This window comes from Mycobacterium sp. MAC_080597_8934 (genome assembly GCF_000523975.1).
Classification (GTDB): Bacteria; Actinomycetota; Actinomycetes; order Mycobacteriales; family Mycobacteriaceae; genus Mycobacterium; species Mycobacterium avium.
The window spans coordinates 92,139-113,590 of sequence record NZ_JAOS01000029.1; the positions used below are offsets into that span (position 1 = coordinate 92,139).

General features: G+C 70.2%; 21 protein-coding genes and 2 pseudogenes. 14 read left to right on the plus strand and 9 right to left on the minus strand.

Annotated features, from left to right (window positions below):
* Positions 1 to 45 precede the first annotated feature (45 nt).
* The 5 genes and pseudogenes from NF20_RS17350 to NF20_RS17370 all read left to right on the plus strand — a co-directional run bounded on the left by NF20_RS17350 (position 46) and on the right by NF20_RS17370 (position 5,319).
* Complete coding sequence (locus tag NF20_RS17350; protein ID WP_003877354.1) at positions 46 to 1,320, plus strand: MFS transporter; 1,275 nt, start codon at positions 46 to 48, stop codon at positions 1,318 to 1,320.
* Positions 1,317 to 2,026, plus strand: a pseudogene (gene prrA / locus NF20_RS17355) (two-component system response regulator PrrA). The gene NF20_RS17350 and the pseudogene prrA overlap by 4 nt, the downstream one beginning before the upstream one ends.
* Before the next feature lie 15 nt (positions 2,027 to 2,041).
* Entirely contained in the window at positions 2,042 to 3,379 is a 1,338-nt protein-coding gene (locus tag NF20_RS17360) for a sensor histidine kinase (protein WP_011723897.1), read from the plus strand.
* 99 nt (positions 3,380 to 3,478) lie between these two features.
* Entirely contained in the window at positions 3,479 to 3,742 is a 264-nt protein-coding gene (locus NF20_RS17365; RefSeq protein ID WP_003872893.1) for a DUF2630 family protein, read from the plus strand.
* Complete coding sequence (locus NF20_RS17370; RefSeq protein WP_179944070.1) at positions 3,739 to 5,319, plus strand: phytoene desaturase family protein; 1,581 nt, start codon at positions 3,739 to 3,741, stop codon at positions 5,317 to 5,319. The genes NF20_RS17365 and NF20_RS17370 overlap by 4 nt, the downstream gene beginning before the upstream one ends.
* Positions 5,320 to 5,328: 9 nt before the next feature.
* On the opposite strand, the gene NF20_RS17375 is transcribed toward NF20_RS17370, so the two are convergent.
* Both NF20_RS17375 and pdxH read right to left on the minus strand, forming a co-directional pair.
* Positions 5,329 to 6,624 carry a citrate synthase gene (locus NF20_RS17375; protein ID WP_003872895.1) on the minus strand — a complete coding sequence of 432 codons (1,296 nt, stop codon included), beginning with the start codon at positions 6,622 to 6,624 and terminating at the stop codon, positions 5,329 to 5,331.
* Between the two features lie 135 nt (positions 6,625 to 6,759).
* Entirely contained in the window at positions 6,760 to 7,389 is a 630-nt protein-coding gene (pdxH, locus tag NF20_RS17380) for a pyridoxamine 5'-phosphate oxidase (RefSeq protein ID WP_033713160.1), read from the minus strand.
* Positions 7,390 to 7,493: 104 nt separating this feature from the next.
* Between pdxH and NF20_RS17385 the strand changes: the two genes are divergently transcribed.
* Both NF20_RS17385 and NF20_RS17390 read left to right on the plus strand, forming a co-directional pair.
* Entirely contained in the window at positions 7,494 to 8,615 is a 1,122-nt protein-coding gene (locus NF20_RS17385; protein ID WP_003872897.1) for a citrate synthase 2, read from the plus strand.
* 127 nt (positions 8,616 to 8,742) lie between these two features.
* Positions 8,743 to 9,219: a VOC family protein gene (locus tag NF20_RS17390; protein ID WP_003872898.1), complete on the plus strand. Its 477-nt coding sequence runs from the start codon at positions 8,743 to 8,745 to the stop codon at positions 9,217 to 9,219.
* Here the strand turns inward: NF20_RS17390 and NF20_RS17395 are convergent.
* A complete protein-coding gene (locus NF20_RS17395) occupies positions 9,216 to 10,916 on the minus strand; it encodes an FAD-dependent oxidoreductase (protein ID WP_033713158.1) in 1,701 nt (566 codons plus the stop codon). The genes NF20_RS17390 and NF20_RS17395 overlap by 4 nt on opposite strands.
* Before the next feature lie 17 nt (positions 10,917 to 10,933).
* Complete coding sequence (locus NF20_RS17400) at positions 10,934 to 11,959, minus strand: AurF N-oxygenase family protein (protein WP_023861848.1); 1,026 nt, start codon at positions 11,957 to 11,959, stop codon at positions 10,934 to 10,936.
* A 240-nt stretch (positions 11,960 to 12,199) separates the two neighbouring features.
* Between NF20_RS17400 and serC the strand changes: the two genes are divergently transcribed.
* Both serC and sepH read left to right on the plus strand, forming a co-directional pair.
* Entirely contained in the window at positions 12,200 to 13,324 is a 1,125-nt protein-coding gene (gene serC, locus NF20_RS17405; RefSeq protein ID WP_033713155.1) for a phosphoserine transaminase, read from the plus strand.
* Positions 13,325 to 13,446: 122 nt separating this feature from the next.
* A complete protein-coding gene (sepH, locus tag NF20_RS17410) occupies positions 13,447 to 14,226 on the plus strand; it encodes a septation protein SepH (protein WP_009975139.1) in 780 nt (259 codons plus the stop codon).
* Here sepH and NF20_RS17415 read toward each other — a convergent pair.
* Genes NF20_RS17415 through NF20_RS17425 form a run of 3 tightly spaced genes read right to left on the minus strand, consistent with a single transcriptional unit; the run spans position 14,223 to position 15,803 of the window.
* The gene (locus NF20_RS17415) at positions 14,223 to 14,495 is read right to left on the minus strand and encodes a DUF2537 domain-containing protein (protein WP_003877345.1); all 273 of its coding nucleotides are present in this window, start codon (positions 14,493 to 14,495) and stop codon (positions 14,223 to 14,225) included. The genes sepH and NF20_RS17415 overlap by 4 nt on opposite strands.
* A 10-nt stretch (positions 14,496 to 14,505) precedes the next feature.
* Positions 14,506 to 15,375: a TrmH family RNA methyltransferase gene (locus tag NF20_RS17420; RefSeq protein ID WP_033713154.1), complete on the minus strand. Its 870-nt coding sequence runs from the start codon at positions 15,373 to 15,375 to the stop codon at positions 14,506 to 14,508.
* Positions 15,372 to 15,803, minus strand: a complete 432-nt coding sequence (locus NF20_RS17425) for a MarR family transcriptional regulator (RefSeq protein WP_009975136.1) — start codon at positions 15,801 to 15,803, stop codon at positions 15,372 to 15,374. Before NF20_RS17425 ends, NF20_RS17420 begins: the two co-directional genes overlap by 4 nt.
* A 203-nt stretch (positions 15,804 to 16,006) precedes the next feature.
* On the opposite strand from NF20_RS17425, the gene NF20_RS17430 reads away from it, so the two are divergent.
* Complete coding sequence (locus NF20_RS17430; RefSeq protein WP_033713153.1) at positions 16,007 to 16,282, plus strand: DUF2530 domain-containing protein; 276 nt, start codon at positions 16,007 to 16,009, stop codon at positions 16,280 to 16,282.
* Positions 16,283 to 16,305: 23 nt separating this feature from the next.
* The gene (locus NF20_RS17435) at positions 16,306 to 16,770 is read left to right on the plus strand and encodes an SRPBCC family protein (RefSeq protein ID WP_009975134.1); all 465 of its coding nucleotides are present in this window, start codon (positions 16,306 to 16,308) and stop codon (positions 16,768 to 16,770) included.
* Here the strand turns inward: NF20_RS17435 and NF20_RS17440 are convergent.
* Positions 16,767 to 17,648, minus strand: a complete 882-nt coding sequence (locus tag NF20_RS17440) for a DUF3027 domain-containing protein (protein ID WP_224188621.1) — start codon at positions 17,646 to 17,648, stop codon at positions 16,767 to 16,769. The genes NF20_RS17435 and NF20_RS17440 overlap by 4 nt on opposite strands.
* 130 nt (positions 17,649 to 17,778) lie before the next feature.
* Between NF20_RS17440 and NF20_RS17445 the strand changes: the two genes are divergently transcribed.
* From NF20_RS17445 to NF20_RS17455, 3 genes and pseudogenes are all read left to right on the plus strand, one after another.
* Positions 17,779 to 19,449, plus strand: a complete 1,671-nt coding sequence (locus NF20_RS17445; RefSeq protein WP_033713150.1) for an MFS transporter — start codon at positions 17,779 to 17,781, stop codon at positions 19,447 to 19,449.
* Between the two features lie 44 nt (positions 19,450 to 19,493).
* A complete protein-coding gene (locus NF20_RS17450; protein ID WP_224189102.1) occupies positions 19,494 to 19,946 on the plus strand; it encodes a DUF2771 domain-containing protein in 453 nt (150 codons plus the stop codon).
* A gap of 104 nt (positions 19,947 to 20,050) precedes the next feature.
* Positions 20,051 to 20,404 (plus strand): annotated as a pseudogene (locus NF20_RS17455) (endonuclease domain-containing protein); the annotation flags it as partial.
* On the opposite strand, the gene NF20_RS17460 reads toward NF20_RS17455, so the two are convergent.
* Positions 20,401 to 21,405 (minus strand): glutathione S-transferase family protein, encoded by a 1,005-nt coding sequence (locus tag NF20_RS17460; protein WP_011723887.1) that lies wholly within the window; start codon positions 21,403 to 21,405, stop codon positions 20,401 to 20,403. The pseudogene NF20_RS17455 and the gene NF20_RS17460 sit on opposite strands and share 4 nt — an antisense overlap.
* Positions 21,406 to 21,452: the final 47 nt, after the last annotated feature.

The following is a 21,452-nucleotide window of genomic DNA, read 5'->3' on the forward strand; positions in this document are numbered from 1 at the left end:
ATCAGGCGCCGGACCGTTCGCCACAATCAAGGCATGCGTGATCGCATGACGGCGACGCCGCGGGCCTGCAACCGGGACCGGGTCGCGCTGCAGGCCGTGCACTTCTTCATGGCCGACATGGAGGCGGGCATGGGCCCGTTCCTGGGCGTGCTGCTGCAAAGCCGCGGCTGGACCACGGGCGCCATCGGCGCGGCGATGACGCTGGGCGCGATCGTCGGCATGGTCACGGTGGCCCCCGCGGGTGCACTCGTCGACGCCACCCGGCACAAACGCGGCTGCGTCATCGTCGTCGGGCTGGCCGCCGTCGCCGCCTCGGCGGTGATCCTGACCTCCCGGCAGTTCTGGACGGTCGCCACCGCGCAGGCCGTCATGTGCATCTCCGGGGCGACGATCGCCCCCGCGATGATCGGCATCACCCTCGGGGTGGTCGGCCAGGCCGCGTTCACCCGGCAGAACGGACGCAACCAGGCCTACAACCATGCCGGCAACATGGCGGGCGCCGCCCTCGGCGGGGTGGCCGGCTGGGTGTTCGGCTACGCCGGAATCTTCTGGCTCGCTGCGGGTTTCGCGGTCGCGACCATCGCGGCGGTGCTGGCCATCCCGGCCGGCGACATCGACCACCACGTCGCCCGCGGCGAGGCGCGGGCCGCCGGCGAGGCCCCGGTCAAGGCGATGCGGGTGCTGGCGCGGTCCCGCCCGCTGCTGGTGCTCGCGGCGGCCATGGTGCTCTTCCACCTGGGCAACGCGGCGATGCTGCCGCTGTACGGCCTGGCCGTCGTCGCCACCCACGCCAACCCGTTCACCACCGTGGCCAGCACCGTCGTCGTCGCCCAGGCCGTGATGGTCCCCGCCTCGCTGCTCGCCATGAGAATCGCGGCGACGCGCGGCTATTGGCCCGCGATCCTGATCGCGCTGACCGCGCTGCCGGTCCGCGGTGTGCTCGCCGCCAGCGTCATCACCAGCTGGGGGGTGATCCCGGTGCAGGTGCTCGACGGCATCGGCGCCGGCATGCTGTCGGTGGCGGTGCCGGGCCTGGTGGCCCGCATCCTGGACGGCACCGGCCACATCAACGTCGGTCAGGGCGCCGTCATGGCCGCCCAGGGGTTGGGCGGCGCCCTCAGCCCGGTGCTGGGCGGGGCCGTCGCCCAACATCTGGGTTTCCGCGCCGCCTTCTTGTTGCTGGCCGGGCTGTCGCTGGGCGCGCTGATCATCTGGGTCACCTTCGCCCCGATGCTGCGCCGCGCGGCCCGGTTGCCCGCCGCGCCATCCGACCGGGCCGGTGCTCCTCCCACAGCCACGGCCGACAATCAGGCAAAATAGGCGGCATGGACACAGCAGCTAGCTCACCGCGGGTCTTGGTCGTCGACGACGACTCCGATGTGCTCGCGTCGCTGGAACGTGGCCTGCGACTGTCCGGATTCGAGGTGTCCACCGCGGTCGACGGCGCCGAGGCGCTGCGCAGCGCCACCGAGACACGCCCGGACGCGATCGTGCTCGACATCAACATGCCGGTGCTGGACGGCGTCAGCGTCGTCACCGCGCTGCGCGCCATGGACAACGACGTCCCCGTCTGCGTGCTGTCGGCCCGCAGCTCGGTCGACGACCGGGTGGCGGGCCTGGAGGCCGGGGCCGACGACTACCTGGTCAAGCCGTTCGTGCTGGCCGAGCTGGTCGCGCGGGTCAAGGCGCTGCTGCGCCGCCGCGGCGCCACCGCCACCTCCTCGTCGGAAACGATCACGGTGGGTCCGCTGGAGGTCGACATCCCCGGCCGCCGCGCCCGGGTCAACGGCGTGGACGTCGATTTGACCAAGCGGGAGTTCGACCTGCTGGCGGTCCTGGCCGAGCACAAGACCGCCGTGCTGTCCCGCGCACAGCTACTGGAGCTGGTGTGGGGCTATGACTTCGCCGCCGACACCAACGTCGTCGACGTGTTCATCGGATACCTGCGCCGCAAGCTCGAGGCCAACGGCGGGCCCGGCTGCTGCACACAGTCCGCGGAGTGGGATTCGTGCTGCGCATGCAGTAATCGGGTCGAGCGGCCATGAAGTTGTTGTCCCGGATCGTGACCCGCACGCCGTCGCTGCGGGCCCGGGTCGCGGTCGCGACGGCCATCGGCACCGCCATCGTGGTGGTCATCGCCGGCGCGGTGGTGTGGTTCGGCATCACCAGCGCGTGGCGGGAGCGCCTCGATCGCCGGCTGGACGAGACGGCCGGCTTCGCGATTCCCTTCCTGCCCCGCGGGCTCAACGAGATCCCGCGATCGCCCAAGGACCAGGACACCGTCATCACGGTGCGCCGCGACGGGCAGGTCAAGTCCAACTCGGATGTCACGCTGCCGCCGATGGAAGAGGGCTACGCCGACACCTACATCAACGGGGTGCGCTACCGGGTGCGCACGGTGGAGGTCCGCACGCCCCAGCCGGCGACGGTGGAGGTGGGCGCGACGTACGACGACACCATCGCCCAGACCAACAACCTGCATCGGCGGGTGATCCTGATCTGCGCGCTGTCGATCGGCGCGGCGGCGGTATTCGCTTGGCTGCTGGCGGCTTTCGCGGTGCGGCCGTTCAAGCGGTTGGCCCAGCAGGCCCGCTCGATCGACGCCGACGAGCGGCCGCAGGTGGCGGTGCGCGGCGCCAGCGAGGCCGTCGAGATCGCCGAGGCGATGCGCGGCATGCTGCAACGCATCTGGAAGGAGCAGGACCGCACCAAGGAGGCGCTGGCGTCGGCCCGCGACTTCTCGGCGGTGACCGCCCACGAGCTGCGCAGTCCGCTGACCGCGATGCGCACCAACCTCGAAGTGCTGTCCACCCTGGACATGCCCGACGAGCAACGCAAAGAGGTGCTGGGCGACGTCATCCGCACGCAGTCGCGCATCGAGGCCACCCTGACCGCCCTCGAGCGGCTGGCCCAGGGCGAGCTGTCGACGTCCGAGGATCATGTGCCGGTTGACATCACCGAGCTGCTCGACCGCGCCGCCCACGACGCCATGCGCATCTACCCCGGCCTCGACGTTTCGCTGGTGCCCTCCCCCACCTGCATCATCGTCGGGCTGCCGGCCGGATTGCGGCTGGCCGTGGACAACGCGATCGCCAACGCCGTCAAGCACGGCGGCGCCACCCGGGTGCAGCTGTCGGCGGTCAGCTCCCGGGCCGGGGTCGAGATCGCCGTCGACGACAACGGCAGCGGGGTACCCGAGGACGAGCGGCAGGTGGTGTTCGATCGGTTCTCCCGCGGATCGACGGCCTCGCAGTCCGGGTCGGGCCTGGGATTGGCGCTGGTGGCCCAGCAGGCCCAGCTGCACGGCGGGACGGCCGCGCTGGAAAACAGCCCGCTGGGCGGTGCCCGGCTGGTCCTGCGCCTGCCCGGGCCCAGCTAGCCACGCCGGCCGTCCGGTGAAATCCTCACCCGCGCTTGCGGTTCGGCGCACGGCGGTCGGCGGGCGGTTAGCCCCTGCCGAGTCGGGCACACTGGAACGATGACCGACGGCAGTAAACCGAGCGAAAACGACACCCTGGCGCGCATCCGCGACCTGGTGGCCCAGGAGAAAACGTTGCGGGCCCAGCTGCAGCGCGGTGACATCGACACCTCCGAAGAACATGACCGCCTGCGGCGGGTCGAGGTCGAACTCGACCAGTGCTGGGATCTGCTTCGGCAACGCCGGGCCCTGCGGGAAAGCGGCGGCGACCCGCGCGAGGCCCAGGTCCGCCCGCCCGACGAGGTCGAGGGCTACCTGAGCTGAGCGGCCGGCCGGTAACAGTCGACGCGGTGGTCATCGGTGGCGGCCACAACGGCCTGGTCGCGGCCGCGTACCTGGCCCGGGCGGGCCTTCGGGTGCGGCTGCTGGAACGGCTGGGGCAAGTCGGCGGCGCGGCCGTGTCGGCGCACGCCTTCGACGGTGTCGGGGTGCGGGTGTCGCGCTACTCCTATCTGGTCAGTCTGCTGCCGCCACGCATCATCGACGACCTGGGCGCGCGGGTGCGGCTGGCCCGGCGGCGGTTTTCCTCGTACACGCCCGACCCCGCGACCGGCGGCGCCCGCGGGTTGCTGATCGGCGCGCCCGGCAACCCGTTCGCCGCGGTCGGCGCCGCCGGGGACGCACCCGGGTTCGCCGGGTTCTACCAACGCTGCCGGCTAGTGACCGAACGGCTGTGGCCGACGCTGCTCGAACCGCTGCGCAGCCGCCGGCACGCGCGCCGGCATGTGGTCGACGGCGGCGGTGCCGATGCGGCGGCCGCGTGGCGCGCCCTGGTCGAGGAGCCGATCGGCGCCGCCATCGCCGATGCGGTGGGCAACGACCTGGTTCGCGGGGTGATCGCCACCGACGCGCTGATCGGCACGTTCGCCCGTCTCGACGACCCGTCGCTGACGCAGAACGTCTGCTTCCTCTATCACGTGCTGGGCGGCGGCACCGGCGATTGGGACGTCCCGGTCGGCGGGATGGGCGCGCTGACCACCGCCCTGGCCACCGCGGCCGTCCGACACGGCGCCGAAATACTCACCGGCGCAGAGGTTTTCGCCGTCGACCCGAACGGCGAGGTACGTTATCGCAGCGGCGACGACGAGCACGTGGCTCGGGCCCGGTTCGTGCTTGCCGGGGTGACCCCAACGGTGCTGGCCGGCCTGCTCGGCGAACACCCCGCACCGGCGGCCGCCGGCGCGCAGGTCAAGGTGAACATGGCGCTGCGGCGGCTGCCCCGCTTGGCCGACGCCGGCGTCACCCCCGAGCAGGCCTTCGCCGGGACGTTCCACGTCAACGAAACCTGGACCCAGCTGGACACCGCCTACGCCCGGGCCGCCGCGGGGCAGGTCCCGAATCCGTTGCCGTGCGAGGCGTATTGCCATTCGCTGGCCGACCCCAGCATCCTGTCGGACGACCTGCGCGCCGCGGGCGCCCACACGATGACCGTGTTCGGCCTGCACACCCCGCACACGCTGGCGCGCGGCGCCGACCCCGACGCGCTGCGCGGCCGGCTCACCGGCCGGGTGCTGGCCTCACTGAATTCCGTTCTGGCCGAACCGATTCAAGAGCTGTTGCTGACCGATGCGCGGGGCCGTCCGTGCATCGAGACCACCACCACCGCGGACCTGGAACGCACCCTGAACATGAGTGGCGGCAACATCTTCCACGGCGGCCTGGACTGGCCGTTCGCCGACGACGACGACCCGCTGGACACCCCGGCGCGGCAATGGGGCGTGGCCACCGCTCACGAACGAATCATGTTGTGCGGCTCGGGCGCCCGGCGCGGCGGGGCGGTGTCGGGCATCGGCGGGCACAACGCCGCGATGGCGGTGCTGTCCTCCCTGTCCTCCCGGTGAGCGGGAAAACTAGCGGGCGTCGATGGTGACGTAGTCGCGCTCGGTGTAGCCGGTGTAGATCTGGCGTGGGCGGCCGATCTTGCTGTCGCCCTCGTCGTGCATCTCGCGCCAATGCGCGATCCAGCCGGGCAGGCGCCCCAGCGCGAACAGCACGGTGAACATCCGGGTTGGGAAGCCCAGCGCCCGGTAGATCAGGCCGGTGTAGAAGTCGACGTTGGGGTACAGCTTGCGCTCGATGAAGTACTCGTCGGTCAGCGCGGCCTCTTCGAGTTGCTTGGCGATGTCGAGCAGGTCGTCGTCGCCGCCGAGCTTGGCCAGGATCTTGTCGGCCTGTTCCTTGACGATGCGCGCCCGCGGGTCGTAGTTCTTGTACACCCGGTGACCGAAGCCCATCAGCTTCACCCCGGCCTCACGGTTCTTCACCTTGCGCACGAATTCGCTGACGTCGTCGTCGCTTTGGCGGATCTTCTCCAGCATCTCGAGCACCGCCTGGTTGGCCCCGCCGTGCAGCGGCCCCCACAGCGCGTTGATGCCGCCGGAGATGGAGGTGAACAGGTTGGCCTGGGAGGACCCCACCAGCCGGACCGTCGACGTCGAGCAGTTCTGTTCGTGGTCGGCGTGCAGGATCAGCAGCATGTCCAGCGCGCGGACCACCTCGGGGTCGGCCTGGTACGGCTCGGCGGGCAGGCCGAACGTCATGCGCAGGAAGTTCTCCACCAGGCTCAGCTTGTTGTCCGGGTAGAGGAAGGGCTGGCCGACCGACTTCTTGTAGGCGTACGCGGCGATAGTCGGCAGCTTGGCCAGCAACCGGATCGTGGACAGCTCGACGTCCTCGGTGTCCATCGGGTCCAGCGAATCGGGGTAGTAGGCGGACAGCGCGTTGACGGCACTGGACAGTACCGGCATCGGGTGGGCGTTGCGGGGGAAGCCGTCGAAGAACCGCTTCAGGTCCTCGTGCAGCATGGTGTGCAGCTGGATCCGCTTGGTGAACTCGGCCAGCTGGTCCTTGTCCGGCAGCTCGCCGTAGATCAACAGGTAGCTCACCTCGAGGAAGGTCGACTTCTCGGCCAGTTGCTCGATCGGGTAGCCGCGGTAGCGCAGGATGCCGGCGTCGCCGTCGATGTAGGTGATCGCGCTCTTGCACGAGGCGGTGTTGACGAAGCCGTTGTCGAAGGTGGTGTAGCCGGTCTTGGACAACAGCGAACCCAGCGCGATGCCGTCGGCGCCCTCGGTGGCGCTGACGATCTCCAGGTCGGTTTCCCCGCCCGGGTACTTCAAAGTGGCGATGTCGTCGGTGTCGGCCACGAGAACCCCTTTGCGCTCTGGCTGATATGGCTGCCCTGACTAGGTGCTTACAGCTGAAGGTAGTCGTTATGGCGAGGAGGCGCCTGCCCGGGGTCGAGTCCGCTGGTCACGCAATCGATCAAGTGGCCCGGCGCGCTACGGCTGCAGACGCTCCACCCGGTTGCCGGTGACCCGGATGCGGTTGTGCAACCGGTTTTCCCGCCCCTGCCAGAACTCCACCACGTCGGCGGCGATGAGGTAGCCGCCCCAGCCCGGCGGCACCGGCACCCGCTCGTGGTCGGCGAAGCGGGCCGTCACCCGCGCCAGCTGCTCCAGCAGGGCCGCGCGGGAGGCGATCGGCCGGGACTGCTGCGACGCCCAGGCGCCCAGCTGCGACCCGCGCGGTCGCTTGGACCAGTAGTCCTCGGTGACCTGGGCCGTGACTTTGCTCACCGGCCCGCGCAGGTGGACCTGCCGGCCCAGCTGGTACCAGGGGAACGTCACCGCGGCGTACGGCGTCGCCGCCAGATCGTCGGCCTTGGCCGAGTCATAGTTGGTGAAAAAAGTGATTCCCGTCTCGTCCAGGCTCTTGCACAGCACCGTTCGGCTGGCCGGCCTGCCGTCGGGGGTGACGGTGGCCAGCACCATCGCGTTGGGCTCGGCCACCCCGGCGCGCTCGGCGTCGTCGATCCACTTGCGCAACAACGCAACCCAGCCGTCGTCGAGCCAGTCGACGTCCAGATCCGGGCTGCCGTCCTTTTCCACCGATCCGTATTCCACACGCATTCTCTGCAGGTGCTCGTCTGCTGGTCCCGGCACCGCGCCAACGCTACCGGCGCTTGCTACCGGCCGGTAGCGTCCGCCCCAGGGCGGGGTGCGAGAATTTTCCCATGACTGTTGTCCCCGAGAACTTTGTCCCCGGCCTGGAAGGCGTGGTCGCCTTCACCACCGAAATCGCCGAACCGGATAAAGACGGCGGCGCGCTGCGCTACCGCGGTGTCGACATCGAAGACCTGGTGAGCCAGCAGGTCACGTTCGGCGACGTGTGGGCGCTGCTGGTCGACGGCAAGTTCGGCCACGGGCTGCCGCCCGCCGAGCCGTTCCCGCTGCCGATCCACACCGGCGACGTGCGCGTCGACGTGCAGGCCGGGCTGGCCATGCTGGCCCCGATCTGGGGCTACAAGCCGCTGCTGGACACCGACGACGCCACCGCCCGCGACCAGCTGGCCCGGGCCTCGGTGATGGCGCTGTCCTACGTCGCGCAGTCCGCGCGCGGCATCTATCAGCCCGCGGTGCCGCAGCGGGTCATCGACGAATGCGAAACCGTCACTGCACGTTTCATGACGCGGTGGCAGGGCGAGCCGGACCCGCGGCACATCGAGGCGATCGACGCCTACTGGGTGTCGGCCGCCGAGCACGGCATGAACGCCTCGACGTTCACCGCGCGGGTGATCGCCTCCACCGGCGCCGACGTGGCGGCCGCGTTGTCCGGGGCGATCGGGGCGATGAGCGGACCGCTGCACGGCGGGGCGCCGGCGCGGGTGCTGCCGATGATCGAGGAGGTCGAGCGCACCGGCGACGCCCGAGGGCTGGTCAAGAAGATCCTGGACAGCGGCGACAAGCTGATGGGCTTCGGGCACCGGGTCTACCGCGCCGAGGATCCCCGCGCGCGGGTGCTGCGCGCCACCGCCGAGCGGCTCGGCGCGCCGCGGCACGAGGTCGCCGTCGCGCTGGAGCAGGCCGCCCTGGCCGAACTGCGCGAGCGCCGTCCGGACCGGGCCATCGAGACCAACGTCGAGTTCTGGGCGGCGGTCATCCTGGACTTCGCCCGGGTGCCGGCCAACATGATGCCGGCGATGTTCACCTGTGGCCGCACCGCGGGGTGGTGCGCCCACATTCTCGAGCAGAAGCGGCTCGGCAAGCTGGTCCGCCCGTCGGCGATCTACGTGGGCCCCGGCCCGCGCAGCCCGGAATCCGTCGAGGGTTGGGACCGCAGCCTCACCAACGCCTGAGGCCCGGTTGTCGGTACCCGGCGATCTAATGATTGCCGTCGCGATGAGTTTGCGTCACCGACGCAGTCATAAGTCGTGAGCCTGCCCGCACCGGGCAGGTCTGGAACCGACAGCAAGGAGTGCCAGCATGGCGATCAACATCGAGCCCGCACTGTCCCCGCACCTGGTGGTCGACAACGCGGCCGCGGCAATCGACTTCTACGTCAAGGCTTTTGGTGCCGAGGAGCTGGGGCGCCTGCCGCGTCCCGACGGCAAACTGGCGCACGCCGCAGTGCGCATCAACGGCTTCATGGTGATGCTCAACGACGACTTCCCGGAAGTGTGCGGCGGCAAGTCGATGACGCCGACGTCGTTGGGCGGCACCCCGGTGACCATCCACCTGACCGTGCCCGACGTCGACGCGAGCTTTCAGCGGGCGGTCGATGCCGGCGCCACCGTGGTGGTGCCGTTGGAGGACCAGTTCTGGGGCGACCGCTACGGCATGGTCGCCGACCCGTTCGGCCACCACTGGTCCCTGGGGCAGCCGGTGCGCGAGGTCAGCCCGGAGGAGATGGCGGCGGCGATGGCGGCGATGGCCGCTGAGCAGGGCGCCGGGCAGGCCTAGCCGCGCCCGGACGGCACCAACCGGGCCAGGAGCCGGCGTCGCGGCGGCGGCGCCGGCTCTGCGGCGGCCGCGGCGGCCAGCATGTCGCCGATGTCGGTGAACTTGTTGCGCGGTCGGCCGTCCGCGCTGCCGCGCGCGATTTCGGCGGCGTCGATGGCCCGCCACCCCGCCGCGTCGATCGCGTCGGGCCGGCGGGCGCGCACCAGGGCGGTCAGCGCCTCGGGTTTGGCCGCCGGGTCGGCCAGCTCGCCGGCGTTGAAATCGGCCACCAGGGCCTGCACGGTCTGCAGCGAGCAGGACTTGTTGGTGCCGATGAACCCGCTGGGTCCCCGCTTGATCCAGCCGGCGACGTAGGCGCCGGGCACCGGTCGTCCCGAGGCGGGGTCGACGACGCGGCCGCCGTCGTTGGGCACCACCGCCGCCGCCTCGTCGTAGGGCAGGTCGCGAATCGGCTTGCCGCGGTAGCCGATCGACGTCAGCACCAAACCCGTTGGCAGGCACCGTGTCTCGTCGGTGCCGGTGAGAGTGAACTGCACACCGGTGACGCGTTGCTCGCCGAGGATCCGGTCGGGGGTGAGCCGATACGCCAGCCTGATTCTCGGACGCTCGCTGGGCGCCGCAGCGTCGCCGAGCGTGCTCAAAACCTCCAGCTTGGCCTTGGTCAGGGCATCCGAGGCGTTCGCCAGGTCGGCGGCGACCAGCTCGCGGTCGGCCGCGCTGAGCACCACCTCGCGGCTGCCGGTGAGCCCGATCAGTTCCGGCAGCGTGAACGCCGACTGGGCCGGCCCGCGCCGGGCGGCGATCACCACCTCGCGCACCGCCGAGCCGCGCAGCGCCGCCAACGCGTGGTCGGCGATATCGGTACGGGCCAGGTCATCGGGGTCCGCGGTGAGCACCCGGGCGACGTCGAGCGCGACGTTCCCGTTGCCGATGATCACCACCCGCTCGTGGCGCAGATCGACTGGCAGCGCGGTGAACTCGGGATGCCCGTTGATCCACGCCACCAGCTCGGTCGCGGTTCCGCTGCCCGCCAGCCCCATGCCCTCGATGTCGAGCCGGCGGTCGTCGGGCGCCCCCACCGCGTACAGCACGGCGTGATGATGGGCCAGCAGATCGGCGTGGCTGAGATGCTTGCCGACCTCGACGTTGAGGTAGAACCGGAAGCGGTCATGACCGGCGACCCGATCGAAGAGCCGGGTCACCTTCTTGGTGTTCTGGTGATCGGGCGCCACCCCGGCGCGCACCAGCCCATAGGGCGTCGGCAGCTTCTCGAAGACGTTGACGCGCACGCCGTCCTGGGTGAGCAGTTCGTCGGCGGCGTACATCGCCGCCGGGCCGGATCCGACGATGGCCACCGTCAGCGGCCGGCCGCGCGGCCGCACCGGGACGGCCGGGATCACCGGCGCCAGCTTGGACGTCGGCGGCAGTTTCTGGCCGGCCGGCCGTTTCGGGTAGAACGACGCGTTGATCTCGACGAAGGGCAGCTGTTTGTCGTCCAGCCGGTTGTCGGGGGCGATCGCACCGACGGGGCAGGCGCTGACGCAGGCGCCGCAGTCCACGCACGCCGCCGGGTCGATGTAGAGCATCTCCGAGGTGGCGAAGCCGGGCTCGTCGGGCGTGGGGTGAATGCAGTTCACCGGGCACGCGAAAACACAGGACCCGTCGTTACAGCACGACTGGGTAATAACGTGCGGCATAAAGGAACTCGCCGTGGTTAGGCGGCCGGCACGGCAGCCAGGTGCTGCCGCTGCGGTTCACTGCGGTAGCGCGACGGCTTGCCGTTGATCTTGCACAGCCGCCACATCAGCCGGGCCGAGCGGTTCTCCATCAGGCCGGTGTCGTGAGCCAGCATCCGGACGTCGGCGAACATGTCGCTCAACCACTTCCGCGACTCCGGAGACCGGAAAAAGAGCTCCTTTTTGACCTCACGGGGGATGTCGAACTCGCGCCAGAACTGCTTGGGCGGCACGGTGATCGCATTGCACAACAGCCGCATGGTCAGCGGGTAGTACAGCGAAACCCAGAACCGCTGCCGCTTGGTCAAGTGCGGCAACCGCTTACGCAGGAACTCGTGCGCGAACGAGATGTGCCGGGCTTCCTCGGCCACGTGAATGGCCATCACCCGCTCCATGATGGGGTGCAACGACTTGCCTTCTCGCAGAACGTTTTTCTGGGTGTGGTCGATCGGCTCCTCACCGGCGAGCACCCCGATGAAGAAGGCCACCGGCAACGGGCCGGCCACCAGCGGGATCAGCGGCGAGATCCACTTGAGCAGCCGCGGCATGCCCGGGACGTCGGCGCCGACGCGGTTGACCATCTCCTGGAACATCATCGTGTGGTTGCACTCTTCGACCGACTCGTGCAGGCAGTACCGGTATTCCGGCGACCCGTTGGGCACCCAGAAGGTGTAGTTCATCAGGCCGCGGATCAGGATGGACTCGAAGTGCAGCCCCACCTTGGCCACGTTGGCCTGCCGCCACATGCCGATCTTGATCTTGCGGTCTTCCGGCTGCGCCAGGTACCAGGGGTGGCGGCCCAGCGGGTCGGTCGCCGGCAGAATCCACCGCGGATCGTCCTCGGTGACCGCGAATTCCGGTGAATCCCAGTCGATGTCGGTGTACGGGTTGAAGTTTCGCCGCACCGACCCCTCGGACAGTGTGGCAAGCATGTTCACGTAGTCGGTGTCGTCGCGCACCTCCATGTTGCGGCGCCAACGCCGGACCATCCGCGTCCTAGCCATATCCAGGCCTCCTCAACGAGGTTTACATTTGGACGTGCTATGTCCAGACAGTACCGGAGGTACCGGATATTTCCTAGACCCCTCCCGGGCACTGTGACCTGACCAGTGGTCATTCTGAAGGTATGCCCTGGATCACAGCCGGCGAAACCCTCGCACCAGCCCGAACAGGCGTTTTGCCCCGCCCGGCCGCGCCGCCGGGCGGCCCGCCCCGCCGGCCCGCCGCGTCGGCTCACTACCCTGATGAGCATGGCTGACCAGCTCCAGATCCCCGCTGACATCAAACCCCGCGACGGCCGCTTCGGGTGCGGCCCGTCCAAGGTCCGGCCCGAGCAGCTGCAGGCGCTGAGCACGACCGCGGCGCCGCTGTTCGGAACCTCGCACCGGCAGGCGCCGGTGAAGAATCTGGTCGGCCGGCTCCGCTCGGGGCTTGCCGAGCTGTTTTCGCTGCCCGACGGCTACCAGGTCATCCTGGGCAACGGCGGCGCGACCGCGTTCTGGGACGCCGCGGCCTTCGGCTTGATCGACAAGCGCTCGCTGCACCTGTCCTACGGCGAATTCAGCTCCAAGTTCGCCGCCGCGGTCGCCAAGAACCCCTTCGTCGGCGATCCCGTCGTCATCAAGTCGGACGCGGGCAGCGCACCCGAACCGCAGAGCGATCCGTCGGTGGACCTGATCGCCTGGGCGCACAACGAGACGTCGACGGGCGTCGCGGTCCCGGTCCGCCGCCCCGCCGATTCCGGTGACGCGTTGGTCGCCATCGACGCCACGTCCGGCGCCGGCGGCCTGCCGGTCGACATCGGCGAGACCGACGCCTATTACTTCTCGCCGCAGAAGAACTTCGCCGGCGACGGCGGGCTGTGGCTGGCGCTCATGAGCCCGGCCGCGCTGGCCCGCGTCGAGTCCATCGCCGCGTCCGGCCGCTGGGTTCCCGACTTCTTGTCGCTGCCCATCGCGGTGGAGAACAGCCTGAAGGACCAGACCTACAACACCCCGGCGATCGGCACCCTGGCGTTGATGGCCGAGCAGGTCGACTGGATGCTGGGCAACGGCGGGCTGGACTGGGCCGTCAAGCGCACCGCCGACTCGGCCGGGCGGCTGTACTCCTGGGCCGAGGAGCGGGACTACACCACGCCGTTCGTCGCCGACCCGAAGCTGCGCTCGCAGGTGGTGGGCACCATCGACTTCGTCGACGACGTCGACGCCGCGGCCGTGGCGAAGATCCTGCGCGCCAACGGCGTCGTCGACACCGAGCCGTACCGCAAACTGGGCCGCAACCAGTTGCGGGTGGGGATGTTCCCGGCGGTCGACCCCGACGATGTCAGCGCCCTGACCCAGTGTGTGGACTGGGTCGTCGAGCGGCTGTAACCGGACAGCAATCAGCCCGCAACCACCCAGCGTGTCAGCACAGGTGACGGGCGGTTGCTGGACTAAAGTGCGCACCTGACGGGTCCGTCGCTGAGCTGCACGGAGCCTGCGAGGAGATAGCCATGCGGGAACTCAAAGTGGTTGGGCTCGATGCCGACAGCAAATATTTGATCTGCGAAAGTGATGACCCCGCAGAGCAGTTCAAGCTGCCCGCCGACGACCACCTGCGGGCCGTGTTGCGCCACGAAGCCGAGCCTCCCGAGCAGCCGCAGCTCGAGATCGAAGTGACGAACATGTTGAGCCCCAAAGAAATTCAGGCCAAGATCCGCGCCGGCGCCTCGGTGGAGCAGGTCGCGGCGGCATCGGGCTCGGACGTGTCACGGGTGCGCCGGTTCGCCCACCCGGTGCTGCTGGAGCGCTACCGGGCCGCCGAGCTGGCAACCGCCGCACATCCGATGCTGGCGGACGGTCCGGCGGTGCTGACCCTGCTGGAGACGGTCACCGCGGCCTTCGTGACCCGGGGGCTGCGCCACGACAAACTCAGCTGGGACGCGTGGCGCAACGAAGACAACCGCTGGACGGTGCAGCTGGCCTGGAAGGTCGGCCGCTCGGACAACGTCGCGCACTTCTGCTTCACCCCCGGCGCCCACGGCGGCACCGTCACCGCCATCGACGACGCGGCCACCGCCCTGATCGATCCCAACTTCGAGCTGCCGCTGCGGCCGCTGGCCCGGGTCGCCCACGTCGACTTCGACGAACCGGCCAAGCCGCCTACCGCCGAAGCGCCGGCCGCCGAACCCGCCGAACCGGAGGAAAAGCCGGTGCACACCCGCCGCGGCAAGCCGGTCATCCCGGCCTGGGAAGACGTGCTGCTCGGTGTGCGCTCCGGCGGTCAGCGCTAACCCGCGACCGCCAGCACCAGCAGCACCAGCCACGCGCCGGTCACGCCGACCCCGGCGCCCAGCACGAACCAGCGCAGCACCGGGGTGCGCCGCCACCCCCACAACGTCGGCGCCAGTCCCCCGGCGGCCACGATATTCAGGCCGACGGCCAGTAGCGGATGCACCCGGACCAGACCCAGGCTGAGCACCACGATCGCGACGCCGGTGACCGCCGCGACAAACGCGGTCACCGTCAAACCCGTTGCCCAGGGCACGGTCTCGTCCTTCATCAGCCGCAGCCTAGCCCGACTGTCCATCTCCGCCTCCGGCCGCCGCGCGGTGCACCTCCGCCGGGCGAGACCGCTCGTAGAACGCCAGCGCGGCCGCCGTCGCGACGTTGAGCGAGTCGGTGCCCCGCGACATCGGGATGCGCACCCGCACATCGCTCAACCGCAGCGCGGCCGGCGTCAGCCCCGGGCCCTCGGCACCCACCAACACCGCCACGCGGTCGTCGCGAGCCGCCGTCATCGCCTCGGCCAAGCCGCACGCGGAACCCTGCGGCGTCATCGCCAGCAGCCGAAACCCCTTCTCCTTCAACGTCTTCAGCTCGGCGGGCCAGTCGGTTGCGCGGGCGTACGGCACCAGCAGCGCATGACCCATCGACACCCGGACGGCGCGGCGGTACAACGGGTCGGCGCAGCCGCTGCCGAAGATCACCGCGTCGACGCCCAGCCCCGCCGCGTTGCGGAAGATCGCGCCCAGGTTCTCGTGATCGTTGACCCCCTCGAGCACCGCGACGGTGCGGCTGCCGGCCAGCAGCTCGGCGACGCCGGGCTCCGGCACCCGCCGGGCGGCCGCCAGCACCCCGCGGTTGAGGTGAAAGCCGACCACCCGCGCCATCACGTCGGCCGACGTTCGGTAGTACGGCACCGGGACGCCGGCCAGGTCGTCGCGCAGCTCGGCGAGCCGGCGCTCGGTCCCCAGCAGGGCGTGCGGGCGGAACCGGGACGCCAGCATGCGCTGCACCACCAGCACGCCTTCGGCGATCACCAGCCCCTTGCCCGACGGCAGATCGGGACGCCGATCGACACTGTTCAGGTCGCGGAAGTCGTCGAGCCTCGGGTCGTCGGGGTCGTCAACGTCGCGAACGTCCAGCGCATCGGTGTTCACGGGCCTTCGTCGACCAGGGCCAGCATCAGATCGGCCGCGTGGCGCAGGGTTTCGCGCTCGTCGTCGTCCAGCGTGGACAGCCGCTTGGCCAACCACTCCTGACGGGCGCGCCGGTTGGCCTTGACCAATTCGGCCCCGGCCTCGGAGACCGAGACCAGCACCTGCCGGCCGTCGACGGGATGCGGGGTGCGGTCCACCAGGCCCATCTCGGCCAGCGAGGCGATCACCCGGGTCATCGACGGGGGCCGGACGCGTTCGCGGACCGCCAGCGCCCCGGGCGTCATCGGGCCCTCGTTGGCCAGCATCGCCAGCGCCGACAGTTGGGACAGCGACACCGGCGACGAGGGGTTGCGGAATCGCAGTTGGCGGGCCAGCCGCATGACAGCCAGTGACAGGTCGCTGGCCAGCCGGGCATCGCTGTCAGGCATGGCGCGAGGTTACACGCAAGCCTGAGAAACCGGGACACGAACCGGTGAACGACGGGTGTTGACGCCCCCGGCCGAACCGCCCGCCGTTTCATCGAAACGCTTACCCGCCCGCGTATCCCGCTGCGCTCAGCGGTTTTCGATCGCCCGTCGGGCGCAACCGGGCCGCCACCGACGAGCGGCGGCGGCGGGTTATGTTAATCGCGATGTCCACCGAATCCGGCCCGAACCGCACCGCGCCGCCGCTGCCGGCGGCGCTGCTGCGGGTGTGGCCGTTCATCGCGGTCGGTGCGCTGGGTTGGCTGGCCGCGGTGGGCGCCGCCTTCCTGGTGCCGGGCCTGCACTGCTGGCGCCCGGTGACACTGGCCGGCCTGGGCGTGGGCCTGCTGGGCACCAGCATCTTTCTGCTGCAGTTGGGCGCCGCCCGGCGCGGTGCCCGCGGCGCCCAAACCGGCCTGGAGAATTTTCTCGAGCACGACTAGTTCGCCGACCCGTTGGAGGAGCGATGGTAGCCCCGCTGTTGCGAGCGCAGATCGACATCGACGCCCCGGTTGCCACGGTGTGGGAATTGGTTTCCGATCTGCGCCGCATGCCGCAGTGGAGCCCGCAGTGCCGGTGGATGAAACCGCTGGGCCCGGTGCGTCAGGGCACCCGCACCATCAACCTCAATCGGCGCAACCGGTTGTTCTGGCCGACCACCTGCACGGTGGTGGAGATCATCCCCGACCGCAAACTCGCGTTCCGGGTGGACACCAACAACACGATCTGGAGCTACGAGCTCGAACCCACCGACACCGGCACCCGGCTGATCGAGAGCCGGCACGCCGAGAACGGCGTCACCGCGTTCTCCAACCTGTCGGTCAAGGCGTTCCTCGGCGGCACCGACAACTTCGAACGCGAATTGCTCGACGGCATGAACGCCTCGTTGGCGCGCATCAAGGCCGCCGCCGAGAACACGGACCGGCGCTAGTCCGGCGTCTCGGTCTCGGGCTCCGGCTCGGCTTGCGTCTCCGGCTCGACTTGCATCTCGGGCTCGGCTTGCGACGTCTCGGGCGGCGGCGTCGGCTCGACCGGTGTCTGCGTCACGTCGAGCAGGCCGTCGTCGTAGGGCTCGTAGGCGGGCGAGCCGGTGCCCGCCGGGGCGGGGGTGTCCGAGTGCGCGCCGCAGCCGTAGTGCATGTCGACGACGTGCCCGTCGGCCGACAGCTCGTTGCCGCACACCCCGAACATCCTGCCCAGGGATCCCGACAGCGGCAGGAAGAACCCGCAGTCGCGGCACACCCGCTTGGTCGATCGGGCCATCGGCGAGTCGGGGCCGTATGCGCCGGTGTGCCAGCGTTCGGCGGCCTCGGCGCGGCCCTCGGCGCTCATCACCCAGCGCCGGCCCAGCCCGATCTCGGCGGCGGTCTCGTCGACCTGCGGGTCGCCGCTGGCGGTGTAGCCGGGCACCAGCCGCGGGTCGTTGGCGGCGGGAGCCAGCAGGTCGCCCGGGCTGAGATCGCCGGGCCGCACCCGCTGTTCCCACGGCACCCACTCCGGCGCCAGCAATGCCGTCGGGCCCGGCACCAACACCACTTCGCTGATGGTGGCGTGGTCGGCGCCGGGATAGGCGGCCACCACGACCGCCCACTGCCAGCCCTGGTAGCCGGGCAGGTGCGCCAGGAACCGGTGCGTGGCGGCGTACGGGTCTTCGTAGCCGACGCCCAGATAGTCGCCGACCGTCTCCGCCCCGCTGAACTCCACGACGGCGGCCCTGGCCTGGTCGGCAGCGCCGGTGAGCACCGCCGCCAACCCTTCGGGCCACTCGCCCGCGGTCGCCATCGAGGACTCCTCGAGAGGTGTGGTCACGCTGTCTTGTGTCTGCATCGCGGTTCCAATACTAGGTTGACGAGCCACGCCCCGTTACCTGCAGACGCTCGGAGTCGGCATAGGGGAGAATCGGGGCGTGTCTGGACGGCGGCAAGGCGATCCGGGCCGGGTGGCCGCCAAGCCGGGCCGCCGGCCCGGCAACAACGCTGCCGCACCCCATCCCGGCGCGGCCAATTACCCGGCCGGCGACACCGGCGACCGCCGGACGCGCCGCCCGCCGCCGATGCCCAGCGCCAACCGCTATCTACCGCCGCTGGGCCACCAGCCGCAGCCGGACCGCGGCGCCGGCGCCCCGCCGCGGGGACCGGTCGCCGGCGAGCGGATCACCGTCACCCGCGCCGCGGCGCTGCGCAGCCGCGAGATGGGTTCGCGGATGTACTGGATGGTGCAGCGCGCCGCGACCGCCGACGGCGCCGACAAGTCCGGCCTGACGGCGCTGACCTGGCCGGTGGTGGCCAACTTCGCGGTGGACGCCGCGATGGCCGTGGCGTTGGCGAACACGTTGTTCTTCGCCGCGGCGACCGGGGAGAGCAAGGGCCGGGTGGCGCTGTATCTGTTGATCACCATCGCGCCGTTCGCGGTGATCGCCCCGCTCATCGGTCCGGCGCTGGATCGGCTGCAGCACGGCCGCCGCGTCGCGTTGGCCGCCTCGTTCGTCCTGCGGACCGCCTTGGCGGCGGTGCTGATCATTAACTACGACGGCGCCAGCGGCAGTTACCCGTCGATGGTGCTGTATCCGTGCGCGCTGGCCATGATGGTGTTGTCGAAATCGTTCTCCGTGCTGCGCAGCGCGGTGACGCCCCGGGTGATGCCGCCGAGCATCGACCTGGTGCGGGTCAACTCGCGGCTGACCATGTTCGGTCTGCTGGGCGGCACCATCGTCGGCGGCGCCATCGCCGGAGGTGTGGAATTCGTCTGCACCCATCTGTTCAAGCTGCCCGGCGCCCTGTTCGTCGTCGTGGCCGTCACCGTGGCGGGGGCGTCGCTGTCCATGCGGATCCCGCGCTGGGTCGAGGTGACCGCGGGCGAGGTGCCCGCCACCCTGAGCTACCGCCGCGACAGCGAGCCGCTGCGCCGACGCTGGCCCGAGGAAGTCAAGAACGTCCCCAAAAAGGCCACCGCCACGCTGCGACAACCGTTGGGCCGCAACATCATCACCTCGCTGTGGGGAAATTGCACCATCAAGGTGATGGTCGGCTTTCTGTTCCTGTATCCCGCGTTCGTGGCCAAGGCGCATCAGGCCAACGGCTGGGCCCAGCTCGCCATGCTCGGGATGATCGGCGCCGCGGCCGGCGTCGGCAACTTCGTCGGCAACTTCACCAGCGCGCGACTCAAACTGGGCCGGCCCGCCGTGCTGGTGGTGCGCTGCACGGTGGCGGTCACCGCCGTCGCGCTGGCCGCCTCGGTGGCCGGCAACCTGATGCTGGCCGTGATCGCCACCCTGGTCACGTCGGGGGCCAGCGCCATCGCGAAGGCCTCCCTGGACGCGGCGCTGCAGGACGACCTGCCCGAGGAATCCCGCGCCTCGGGGTTCGGCCGCTCGGAGTCCACGCTGCAGTTGGCCTGGGTCCTCGGCGGCGCGCTGGGCGTGCTGGTGTACACCGAATTGTGGGTCGGGTTCACCGCGGTCACCGCCCTGCTCATCCTGGGCTTGGCGCAGACGCTGGTCAGCTTCCGCGGCAACTCGCTGATTCCCGGCCTGGGAGGTAACAGACCCATCATGGTCGAGCAGGAGGGCGCCCGCCGCGGCGTCGGCAGCCCGGCGGTGGTCGCCGAGTGAAGCCCAAGACCCGGCGGGGCGTGGCCGTGCTGCTCGCCTGCCTGATGATCGTGCTCTGCGCCGGGGCCGGCGTCGGCACCTGGCTGCTGGTCGGCCGCGGCGGCCCGCAACGCCCCGAGATCAGCGCGTACTCGCACGGCCACCTGACCCGGGTCGGGCCCTACCTGTACTGCAACGTTCTCAACCTCGAAGACTGCGAGACACCGCAGAGCCAGGGCGAATTGCCGGTCAGCGAGCGCTACCCGATTCAGCTCTCGGTGCCCGACGCCATCGCGCGCGCCCCCTGGCGGCTGCTGCAGGTGTACGAGGATCCCAGCAACACGACCAGCACCATCTACCGCCCGGGCACCCGGTTCGCGGTGACCATCCCGTCGGTCGACCCGCATCGCGGGCGGCTGGCCGGGATCGTGGTGCAGCTGCTGACGTTGGCGATGGACCCCGCAGGCGAGGTGCGCGACGTCCCGCACGCGGAATGGTCTGTGCGCCTGACCTTTTAGCCCTTCTGGCGTCCAACGTCGAGTTGTTGCGCCGACACGCCGCGGTTTCCCGCCACAACTCGACGTTCGGCGGGACGTGTCGGTGCCCACCGGCACCGTGTCCCCCACAAACCCAGATCGAAGTACGCAAGGAATGGGGCGCGGTGCTGGCGCGCATCGACATGGGATGGGAGGAATGGAAGGTCGGCGTGGAATTCGACGGCGCCCAGCATTGGACGGACCCCGCGCAGCGGACCCGCGACATCGACCGGTTGGCCGAACTCGAGGCGCGTGGTTGGACGATCGTCCGGGTGAGCGCCGACATGCTGCGATACCGCCCGTACGACATCCTGTCGCGCACCCGCAACGCCCTGCGCGCATCGGGGTGCCCGCTTCGATCGCCCAACGTGGACTTGTTGGGCACAACCCAGCCGATTTCGCCCAACAAGTCGACGTTCGGCGGCAAGAGTCGCCCCTAGGCGCCGTGGCCGGCGGGCACCCGCTCCGCTTCGACCGGCGGGCCCGGCGGCGTGCCGTCGCCGAACGGCCTGCCGCCCAACGCTTCTCGCCCATGCGGTGTCAGCCAGCCGGCGAGGTCGGGCCCCTTCGGCACGATCCCGGTGGGGTTGATGTCGGAGTGGACGATGTAGTAGTGCTGCTTGATCTGGACGAAGTCGACGGTGTCGCCGAAGCCCGGCGTCTGGAACAGGTCCCGGGCATAGGCCCACAACACCGGCATCTCGCTCAGCTTGCTGCGGTTGCATTTGAAGTGGCCGTGGTAGACGGCGTCGAACCGGGCCAGGGTGGTGAACAGCCGCACGTCGGCCTCGGTGATGGTGTCGCCCACCAGGTATCGCCGATCGGCCAGCCGATCGCTCACCCAGTCCAGCGCGGTGAACAGCCGGTCGTAGGCCGCCTCGTAGGCCTGCTGCGAACCGGCGAAGCCGCACCGGTACACACCGTTGTTGATTTCGGTGTACACCCGCTTGTTCACCTCATCGATCTCGGCGCGCAGCCGCTCGGGGTACAGCTCGGGCGCACCGTCGCGGTGGTATGCGGTCCACTCCGTCGACAGATCCAGCGTCATCTGCGCGAAGTCGTTGGTCACCACCGCCCCGGTCCCGACGTCCACGATGGCGGGCACCGTGATGCCCTTGGGGTAGCCGGGGAACCGCTTGAAGTAGGCGTCCTGCAGCCGGGGAATCTTGAGGACCGGGTCGACGCCGCCGGGATCGAGATCGAACGTCCAGCTGCGCTCGTCGTGGGTGGGGCCGCAAAAGCCAATGGACAGAACGCTTTCCAGGCCCAGCAGCCGGCGCACGATGATCGCCCGGTTGGCCCACGGGCAGGCGCGCGCCACGACCAGCCGATAGCGGCCGGGCTCGACCGGGTAGCCGTCGCGGCCGTCGGCGGTGATGCGGGTGGTGATGTAGTCGGTGTCGCGGGTGAACTCCCCCGACCCGGCGACGTAGCTGGCCATACCTCCAATACTGCCCGAACGCCCGATGTCCACCCGAGCGACGCGAA